This window comes from Methanobrevibacter sp. (assembly GCF_045220775.1).
GTDB lineage: Archaea > Methanobacteriota > Methanobacteria > Methanobacteriales > Methanobacteriaceae > Methanocatella.
Genome location: NZ_JBGUWC010000047.1, coordinates 1 through 9,697, shown reverse-complemented (window position 1 = coordinate 9,697; position 9,697 = coordinate 1). Strand labels below are relative to the sequence as shown.

11 protein-coding genes are annotated in these 9,697 nt (G+C 34.2%); 9 read left to right on the top strand and 2 right to left on the bottom strand.

Going from position 1 to position 9,697, the window contains the following annotated elements; genetic code table 11:
- Nucleotides 1–199: 199 nt before the first annotated feature.
- The 3 genes from ACJROP_RS02375 (at nucleotide 200) to ACJROP_RS02365 (ending at nucleotide 2,300) form a co-directional block, all read left to right on the top strand.
- On the top strand, nucleotides 200–721 hold the full coding sequence (locus ACJROP_RS02375; RefSeq protein ID WP_406533897.1) for a FumA C-terminus/TtdB family hydratase beta subunit: 522 nt from the start codon (nucleotides 200–202) through the stop codon (nucleotides 719–721).
- 94 nt (nucleotides 722–815) lie between these two features.
- Nucleotides 816–1,145, top strand: coding sequence for a hypothetical protein (locus ACJROP_RS02370; protein ID WP_406533896.1), 330 nt, complete (start codon nucleotides 816–818; stop codon nucleotides 1,143–1,145).
- Complete coding sequence (locus tag ACJROP_RS02365) at nucleotides 1,146–2,300, top strand: TIGR03576 family pyridoxal phosphate-dependent enzyme (RefSeq protein WP_406533895.1); 1,155 nt, start codon at nucleotides 1,146–1,148, stop codon at nucleotides 2,298–2,300.
- Here the strand turns inward: ACJROP_RS02365 and ACJROP_RS02360 are convergent.
- Together ACJROP_RS02360 and ACJROP_RS02355 are read right to left on the bottom strand one after the other, a co-directional pair.
- Nucleotides 2,290–3,207: a biotin--[acetyl-CoA-carboxylase] ligase gene (locus ACJROP_RS02360; RefSeq protein ID WP_406533894.1), complete on the bottom strand. Its 918-nt coding sequence runs from the start codon at nucleotides 3,205–3,207 to the stop codon at nucleotides 2,290–2,292. The genes ACJROP_RS02365 and ACJROP_RS02360 overlap by 11 nt on opposite strands.
- A gap of 16 nt (nucleotides 3,208–3,223) precedes the next feature.
- A complete protein-coding gene (locus tag ACJROP_RS02355) occupies nucleotides 3,224–4,717 on the bottom strand; it encodes an acetyl-CoA carboxylase biotin carboxylase subunit (protein WP_406533893.1) in 1,494 nt (497 codons plus the stop codon).
- 71 nt (nucleotides 4,718–4,788) lie between these two features.
- Between ACJROP_RS02355 and ACJROP_RS02350 the strand changes: the two genes are divergently transcribed.
- From ACJROP_RS02350 to ACJROP_RS02325, 6 genes are all read left to right on the top strand, one after another.
- Nucleotides 4,789–5,418: an METTL5 family protein gene (locus ACJROP_RS02350; RefSeq protein WP_406533892.1), complete on the top strand. Its 630-nt coding sequence runs from the start codon at nucleotides 4,789–4,791 to the stop codon at nucleotides 5,416–5,418.
- Between the two features lie 246 nt (nucleotides 5,419–5,664).
- Nucleotides 5,665–6,492, top strand: a complete 828-nt coding sequence (locus ACJROP_RS02345) for a putative RNA uridine N3 methyltransferase (protein ID WP_406533891.1) — start codon at nucleotides 5,665–5,667, stop codon at nucleotides 6,490–6,492.
- Nucleotides 6,493–6,832: 340 nt separating this feature from the next.
- Complete coding sequence (gene rpl3p, locus ACJROP_RS02340) at nucleotides 6,833–7,843, top strand: 50S ribosomal protein L3 (RefSeq protein ID WP_406533890.1); 1,011 nt, start codon at nucleotides 6,833–6,835, stop codon at nucleotides 7,841–7,843.
- A 2-nt stretch (nucleotides 7,844–7,845) separates the two neighbouring features.
- On the top strand, nucleotides 7,846–8,610 hold the full coding sequence (gene rpl4p, locus ACJROP_RS02335; RefSeq protein WP_406533889.1) for a 50S ribosomal protein L4: 765 nt from the start codon (nucleotides 7,846–7,848) through the stop codon (nucleotides 8,608–8,610).
- A gap of 21 nt (nucleotides 8,611–8,631) precedes the next feature.
- Complete coding sequence (locus tag ACJROP_RS02330; RefSeq protein WP_406533888.1) at nucleotides 8,632–8,892, top strand: 50S ribosomal protein L23; 261 nt, start codon at nucleotides 8,632–8,634, stop codon at nucleotides 8,890–8,892.
- Nucleotides 8,893–8,904: 12 nt separating this feature from the next.
- On the top strand, nucleotides 8,905–9,630 hold the full coding sequence (locus tag ACJROP_RS02325; RefSeq protein ID WP_406533887.1) for a 50S ribosomal protein L2: 726 nt from the start codon (nucleotides 8,905–8,907) through the stop codon (nucleotides 9,628–9,630).
- Nucleotides 9,631–9,697: the final 67 nt, after the last annotated feature.

Sequence of the window (9,697 nt, the reverse complement as noted above, 5' to 3'; positions counted from 1 at the left end):
AACAAGCATTGCCATAATTGAAATTTCAGTTTTGGGCAGGGTTTTAATATATTTTGACAGCCCCGCAACGCTACTCATACTTGACATAATTTTCCTCGTTATTATCGTTAGCCATTAAATTTATTAAAGCTAAAAATTTTATATAGATATAGTTATATTTTTTTTTGATAAATATATTATTTGCGAATAAGGTGTATAAATGGAAAGAAAATTAAATGTTCCGATTAAAGATGAAAATTTAAATGAATTAAATGCGGGTGATGTAGTTTACTTGACAGGCAATATTTTAACCGCTAGGGACCAAGCCCACAAGAGACTTCTTGAACAGGGTGCACCTCTCGACATTTCAGGTGCTGTTCTTTTTCATGCAGGACCAATAATAGCTGAGAAAGATGACGGTTATGAGATGGTGGCAATCGGACCGACCACCTCAATGAGAATGAATCCCTATCAAAGTGATGTTTTGGATATGGGTGCAAAAATAGTCATTGGTAAAGGTGGGATGGACGATACCGTTCGTGAAGCATTGGTTAGAAACAATGCAATTTATGTGGTCGCTACTGGCGGATGCGCTGCATTATATGTTGATGCAGTTGAAGAAATCGAAAGTGTAGATTGGTTGGACTTGGGAATGCCTGAAGCAATGTGGAATTTAAAAGTCAAGGATTTTGGTCCACTTATTGTTGCAATGGATAGTAAAGGCAATAGTTTGTATGATTAATGCTTGCGTTAAAAAGGAATACTTATATATAATTTAAATTATACTATATTTTAATTTATATTAATTTATTTGATTATTTGAGGATGTGTATAATATGGCTGATATTAATGAACTCGCAGAAAAAAAATTGAAATCCAGAATGACAAAAATCAGAAAATGCAATAGGGAACCTGACGAAAAACAAAAGTTTTCAGAGAAATTGGGCATTTCTTTTGAGATTGAGTTTCAAAATAAAAACCCTGATAAGCTTACTGACGGTTTAACCATTATTACCAGTCCAGAAGGTAAAGTATTGTTTGCCGATTATTTTTATGGAATTCCTGAAGATGAAGAGTACACTAACATTGAAGTTAATGAAAAACAATTAAAATCAATTTTAGAATTCTTCGATGATTATAAATTACAATTAGATGAATCTGATTAGATGATAGTAAATAACTCTTTAGATGAAGTCAAAAAAAGAGAAAATGCTCTTTCAATAATTAAAGGCATAGTCGAAACTGAGGGAAGGGATGCATTATTTGATTTAACAGGATTGTCTGGCGGATTCATTGCATCTTCTTCTGAGATTAGTCTTTTGGAAACATATGTCGGGCCCGCTATTTTTGAAGATGCACTTCAAGAGGTTGGAATAGAGCATATGGGTGGCGAAAAAGTCCTTCCATTGAATAGGACTTCTTCAGGCATATTGGCCACAATTTTGACATTGGTTAGTGAAGATTCTAATGTGGTACATTACCTCGCCGAATTGCCTGCTCATCCATCAATTCCCAGAAGCTGTAAGTTAGTAGGTGCCAACTATTCAGAAACTGATGTTTTCGACGATTTTTCAATACCTGAAAACACTTCACTGGTTGTTATCACCGGTTCTACAATGGATCATAAGGTGATTGATGAAGAGGAGTTTAAAAAAGTCATTGAAATGGCTCATGAAAAGGATATTCCTGTTATGGTAGACGATGCTTCTGGAGCACGGCTTAGAACAGTAGTTTTCAATCAACCTAAAGCCTGTGATTTAGGGGCAGACATTACAATTACCAGTACCGATAAGTTAATGCCAGGTCCTAGAGGAGGACTTATGGCAGGCCGTGAAGATTTAATCGACAAAATTAAGGTAAAAGTAAATCAATTTGGTCTTGAAGCTCAGCCACCAGCAGTTCTTGCAATGTTAAACGGCATTAAAAATTTCAATGAAGATAATTTAGTTCAGAGCTTTACTAGAAAAGACGAGTTATTTGATTTGCTAAATGAAAATTTTAATAATTTCAAAAAAACACCAACAGGAGTAATGATTTCACCTGAAGATTTGAATGATGAGATTGATGTTTCACATAATCTATCTGATAATGATGTGGCTTTTGTCTTTTCATTTATACTATTAAAAGACCATGGAATTATCACAATTCCTCCTGTTTCTATGCCAGGTGCATCTGCTACAATAAGATTTGATTTATCAACAAGCGATGCATTTAATCTGGATTTGAATGATTTAAATAAAAAAATAGAATCTTCATTTGATGAATTACAAGACGTAATCACAAATGAAGAAAAATGTAGGGAGATTGTATTTAATTCTTGATTATACATTCTCCGGAAATTACTTTTGCTAAGGTTCCGTCAATTTTTTCAACAACTAGAGCTCCTTCTTTACTGATTCCTAAAACATATGCATCATAGTTTTTGTTGAAAGGCTCTCTAACTTCTACAATTTTTCCAATGGAATAGGAACGTTTTCTCCATTCCTTTAAGATTTCTTCGTATCCCTCATGGTCGAAAAGTTCACTAATTTTTTCGAATTCTTCAAGGAATAATTTAATTAAAAGATTTTCACTACCCTTTCTACCAAGTTCTTTTTCTAAAGTGGTTGTACCGGCTTTTAACTCTTCAGGGAACTCTTCGATGTCTAAGTTTGCATCAATTCCCACTCCAATAATAACATTTTCAATAGTATTGAATTTTGCTATTGCTTCGGTCAATATTCCACAGACTTTTTTGCCGTTAATCATAATGTCGTTTGGCCATTTGATTTCCGGATTTTCAACACCGACTTTTTCAAGAGTTTTTGCAACTGCAACTCCAGTTGCTAAAGTAATTAATGGGAGTTTTGAGTGGTCTACATGAGGATTCAAAACAATAGATAACCATACGCCACCTAAAGGGGATTCCCAAGATTTGCCGGATCTGCCTCTTGCGGCGCTTTGCTTTTCAGATATGATGACGCTACCGTCTTCAATATCATGCATTGATAAGAATCTGGCAACTGTATTTGTTGAACTCACTTCATTGAAAACATATAAATTTTTTCCAATGTATCTGGTGTTTAAATCTTTTGAAATTTCAGAAGCGTTAATGTATTCTGTTTCTTGTTCTCCGATTTCTTTTACTAAGTTTGCAAAATCATGAACATCCACTTGTTTTATCTCATCAATCGCCTCATCTGAAAGTTTTCCTTCTTTTTTTAGTAATATAATAATTTCATCTCTCATTTATAAATCCCCAGGTTTATTTCTTTTGCATTTGTTGATTTTTAACCCTATTTTGATAAGATCCAACAGCGGCAGAAATAGCAGCTATTTTTTTACCAGGCATAAATGTTGATTTGAGTCTGTTTACATATTCTAAATCTTCTTCAATTACGTTTTCCATTTCAGCTTCAATACCTTTCTTATAGGTATCAATGAAATGGGTGTTTAAATCACCGGAAATGAAATTAGGATTTCTCATAATAGCCTTATGGAATGGGATTGTTGTTTTGACACCTAATATGATGTATTCGCTTAATGCCCTTTTCATTCTGTCAATTGCATCGTTTCTAGTTCTTCCATATGTGATTAATTTTGAAATCATGGAATCATAGAATGTTGGAATTGTATAATTCATATATACTCCACTGTCTAAACGGACACCAGGTCCTCCAGGTGACCTATAACCTGTGATTTTACCAGGATTAGGTGCAAAGTCATTAAGCGGGTCTTCAGCATTGATACGGCATTCAATTGCATGGCCGGTTACTGAAATGTCACTTTGTGCGTAACTTAATTCATCACCATTTGCGATTCTAATCTGTTCTTTAATCAAATCGGTATTTGTAACCAATTCGGTAATTGGGTGCTCTACTTGAATACGAGTATTCATTTCAAGGAAATAATATTCTCCATTGTCATATAAGAATTCAACAGTACCTGCACTCTTATATCCGATATATTCGGCAGCTCTTACTGCACTTCCACCCATTTCTTCCCTTAGCTCTTCGGTCATGATTGGGGAAGGTGCCTCTTCGAGAAGTTTTTGGTGTCTTCTTTGGATGGAACATTCCCTATCACCAACGTGAATGACATTACCATGTTCATCAGCTAAGAGTTGGAATTCGATGTGGCGTGGTTTTTCAAGGTATTTTTCGATAAATACTGTTGAATCTCCAAAGTTAGTGGAAGCGACTGACTGGGTAGATTCGATTGCACGCACAAGTTCATCTTCTTCATAAACTGCACGCATACCAATACCTCCACCACCTGCGGAAGCTTTTACAATTACAGGGTATCCTATTTGGCGAGCAATTTCTTTTGCTTCTTCAATATCGGTAACGCCTTCAGGGGTACCTTCGATAACAGGGACGCCCGCTTTTTTCATAAGAGCTTTTGATGTAATCTTATCTCCCATCTTATTGATTACATCTCCACTAGGTCCAATGAGTTTAATTCCATTTTTTTCACATTCTTCTCCAAATTTGGAGTTTTCAGCTAGAAATCCATAACCTGGGTGAATTGCATCAGCACCGGATTCAAGAGCTATGCCTATAATCTTTTCAATATTCAAATAAGATTTTGCAGGGGAAGGATTTCCTAATGGGTAGCTTTCATCTGCATAATTTGTATAAAGAGAAGTACTATCGGCATCAGAGTAAATGGCTACGCTTTTAATGTCGAGTTCACGACAAGCCCGCATAACTCTTATTGCAATTTCTCCTCTATTTGCAACTAATACTTTTTCAAACATTTGAAACCTCAAAGTAATTTTTCTTTAATAATATAATTATATAATAAATGATATATTAATTATTTGATAATATGAAGAAAATCACTCGCAAAAAACATTTGGAAATGAGACTTCAAAATATTCCTGCCCATCCAAAACCTAAGGTTGGCCTTGAACAGTACACTACCCCCTCCGTCATTGCATCCGATCTAATATGGAACGCATTTTCTTTAGGGGATATTGAAGATAAAAATATTTTGGATTTGGGTTGCGGCACAGGCGTTTTTGCCATTGGGTCTGCGTTAATGGGTGCAAATTCATCAATTGGTGTAGATATTGATGATGATTCCATTGAATTGGCCAGTGAAGTTTCAGGAAAATTAAAATTGGATAATGTAAATTTCATAGTCAGCGACATCTGTGATTTTAATGAAAGCTTTAATGCAGATACTGTTTTTCAGAATCCACCATTTGGATCTCAAAGGAAAGCGGACAAAGGTCAAGATTTGAAATTTGTAAAAAGGGCGATTGAACTGAATCCGAATGTTTTATATTCGTTCCATATGGCTTCTACTGAAGAGTTTTTAGTAAGTTTTTATAAAGATAATGATTTGAACATTTCTCATTTGTTCAGGTATGAATTTCCAATTCCAAAGATTTACGAGTTTCACAATAAAGAAAAACAGTTTGTTGATGTAATTGCAATTAGAGCAACATTATAGCAATTAAAAATTTTTAATAATCATTAAATTCCCTATTTTTCATGCAAAAAAACAATACCTTTATATAGTGGATAGTCTATACTTTATATTAATATATTCTCTGAGTATAAAAAAGTTGGTAGCATAAAAAAGAAGCTACAGATATTATAATTGATATAATATTTTGTAAATGTGTAAGTCTATTTAGTGATAGCTATGTAAATGTAGGGTAATCTTTATATAGTTTATTTTATATAATTTAAGGTAATGTATAAAGATGAGCTATCTATATTTATTCCAAACTCATTTCTTTCTGAGTCTAAAGATCTAAAAATTCGTACCTATAAGGTAGGAATTTTGGGAAGAGCTTTAGCTATTTTTCAAGCAGATAATGTGGTTATTTACAATGATGACCATATGAAAAATGAAGACGGAGAGATGGATGGAGAATTTATTGCTGATATTTTGAGTTATATGAATACTCCTCAATATTTGAGGAAACAAGCATTTCCTATAAGGGCAGAATTGAAGCATGTCGGTATTCTTCCGCCACTTAGAACTCCTCATCATCCTGTTAATAGTCAACCAGACGTGGGGGATTATAGACAAGGTTTCACTGTTAAAAGAAATAAGAAAGGAACTTTTGTTGACATAGGTATGGATAAACTTGCATTCTGTAAAGAGCAACTTTCAGTCAAAAGAATCTTTGACTTTAAGATTACTAAGATTGCTAAGAAAGAAGTAATAGTCACACCTGATAAACCAGATGACATTTACTGGGGATATAATGTAATGTCCTCTAATAAGAGTCTTAAAAATAGCTTAAAATTAATTAAACCTAATCTTGTCGTTGAAACTACAAGATATGGAGATTATATTGATACTATTTTTGATGAATTAAAACTTAAAGTAAATGAATCTAAAAGTACTGCTATTGTATTTGGTGGCCCTTATTCTTCAATTCAAGAAGATGTTTCCAATCCAAATTGGGATCTAGTTAAAGTAAATACTATTCCTAATCAGGGTACTGAAACTGTCAGGACTGAAGAGGCGGTTGTCGCTACACTTTCTTTATTTAACTTTATGAGATTTTAATTCTCTTAATTTATTAGTTTTACACTCTAATAGATAACTTGCTCAACTTTTTATACATTGATATTTTTAGGACTCACCTAAAAATTATCTTAGCACAGAATGATTTATACATTGAATATATTCTGCATTGTGCTTCAATTGAAATAAACTCAATGGAATATATTGAAATTTAATATTTATCTAGTTATAAGTTTTCTTATAGCTATTTATTAATTCGATGAGGTTATATTTATTATAATTTTATCAAACTTCGTTAATAGTTATTTAATTAGCTATTAATCAAAAAAAATTAAAATAATTTAAAAAATAAGGAAAAATATTAAGAAGGAGGTTAAATTAAATGGTAAGACATCACCAGCCAAGAAAAGGGTCTGTTGCTTTTAGTCCAAGGAAAAGAGCAGCTAAAGAAACCCCTAGAGTAAAGTCTTGGCCTCAAATTGATGAACCAAAATTACTCGGCCTCGCAGGTTATAAAGTCGGTATGACTCATGCTTTAGTCACTGATACTGATAAAAACTCTCCAACTAATGGTATGGAAGTTTTCACTCCAGTTACTGTATTGGAAGTACCTCCGGTCGTTGTAATGGGAATTAGAGCTTATGAAAAAACTTCTCGTGGATTGAAAGTTATCACCGAAGTTCTTGCAGACAATTTAGATGAAGAACTTTCTAGGAAAATTTCTCTTCCTAAAGAGTACAATAAATCTGAAGCTATTGCAAAAATACAAGGTGCATTAGAAAACACAGAAGAAATTAGGGTATTAGTACACACAAATCCAAAAGTAACTAGCGTACCTAAGAAAAAACCAGACATATTTGAATGTGGTATTGGAGGATCAAATCCTGAAGAAAAATTAAATACTGCATTGGAATTATTAGGTAATGAAGTAAAAGCTAGTGAAATCTTCAATGAAGGCGAATTTGTTGATGCAATTGCAACCACAAAAGGAAAAGGATTCCAAGGTGTAGTTAAAAGATGGGGAATCAGAATTCAATATGGTAAAGCTGTCAGAGCAGGTAAAGGTAGACACGTTGGTTCTATCGGTCCTTGGACACCTAGAAGAACCATGTGGACTGTAGCACAAGCAGGTCAAATGGGATACCATAAAAGAACTGAATTCAATAAAAGAATTTTAAAAATTGCATCAGCTGATGAAGTTGACCAAATCAACCCAGACGGTGGATTCGTAAAATACGGACTTGTCAAAAACGATTATGTTTTAGTTAAAGGTTCACTTCCAGGACCTTCTAAAAGGTTAGTAATCTTAAGACAACCTATCAGACCTAATAAAAAAGCTGAGGATATACCTCAAATCAATTACATAAGTACAAAATCTAAACAAGGGGTATAATCATGAAAGTTAACGTTTATTCTATTAATGGGGAAGTAAAAGAAGAAATTGAACTTCCAGCTATTTTTGATGAAGTTTACAGACCAGATTTAATCAAAAGAGCTGTACTTTCTGCACAATCTGCAAGAGTACAACCATGGGGTAATGACCCAATGGCAGGTAAAAGAACTTCCGCTAAAGGATGGGGTTCCGGTAGAGGTACCGCAAGAGTGCCAAGGATTAAAAATGGTTCAAGAGCAGCTTTCGTACCAATGGCTATTGGTGGTAGACAAGCACATCCTACCAGAGCTGAGAAAAATCATCATGAAAAAATCAACATAAAGGAAAGAAGATTTGCAATCAGATCCGCTGTTGCAGCAACTACCAATAAAGAAATTGTTGAAAACAGAGGTCACAAAGTTGCAGATTTAGAACAAGTGCCTATTATTGTTGAAGATGAAATCGAAGATGTAAAAACTGCTAAACAAACTCGTGAAATTTTCCAAAATTTAGGAGTTTACGACGATATCATCCGTGCTAAAGAAGGTAAAAGAATAAGAGCTGGTAGAGGTAAAACAAGAGGAAGAAAATACAAAAAAGTAAAAGGGCCTCTTGTAGTTGTTGGTGAAGATAAAGGCATCTCTTTAGGTGCTAGAAACCACGCTGGTGTAGATGTTGTTGTTGCTGAAAATTTAAATGCTGAATTATTAGCACCAGGTACTCACCCAGGAAGACTCACTATTTACACTAAATCAGCTGTTGAAAAGTTAGGAGGTTTATTCCAATAATTTGGAAAATAGGTGATTATTATGGATGCTTACTCAATTATTATTAAACCTCATGTTACTGAAAAAACCATGAATCTTATTGATTTAAATAATGAGATTACTTTTGTCGTACGTCGTACTGCTAACAAAGGCCAAATCAAAAGGGCTTTTGAAGAGTTATACGGTGAAAAAGTAGCAAAAGTCAATACTCATATCACAACTAAAGGTGTAAAAGTAGCATATATCAAACTTGTTGAAGAAGAAATGGCAGAAGAACTTGCTGTCAGAATAGGAGTATTCTAAGGAGGAATGTGAATGGGAAAACGATTAATTCATCAAAGAAGAGGAAGAGGAACTCCTGCTCACCGTGTTGCTTCTCATCGTTTCAAAGATAAAATCAAATATAGGTCTTACGATGCATTAGAAAAAGAAGGTAGTATTAAAGGTAAAGTCATTGACATTGTACATGACCCAGCAAGAACCGCTCCTATTGCAGAAGTTAAATTCGAAAATGGTGAAAAGAAATTTATATTAGCGCCTGAAAGCATTCAAGTAAATGATGAAATTGAATGCGGTATTTCTGCTCCAATTAAATTCGGTAATACTTTACCACTTGCTGAAATTCCTGAAGGTACTCCAGTTTATGATATTGAAAACACCCCTGGAGACGGTGGTCGTTTTGTAAGATCTTCTGGAACTTATGCTAATGTTGTTACTCATGATGCAAACCAAACTGTTGTTGAATTACCATCAGGGGAATTAAAATACTTAAATCCTAACTGCCGTGCTAGTATTGGTGTAGTAGCTGGTGGAGGTAGAAAAGACAAACCATTCCTTAAAGCTGGTAAAAAATGGCATGCTTATAAAGCTAAAGGTAAGAAATTCATGACTGTAAGAGGAGTCGCAATGAATGCTGTTGATCACCCTCACGGGGGAGGTAACAGACAACATCCTGGTCGTCCAACTACTGTTTCAAGACATGCACCACCAGGAAGAAAAGTTGGTTCAATTGCAGCTAAGAGAACAGGTTTAAAAAGATAGATAGAGGGTGTTTCATTGGCAAGAAAAGTATTTAAATATAAAGGTTATACTCTTGAAGAATTACAAG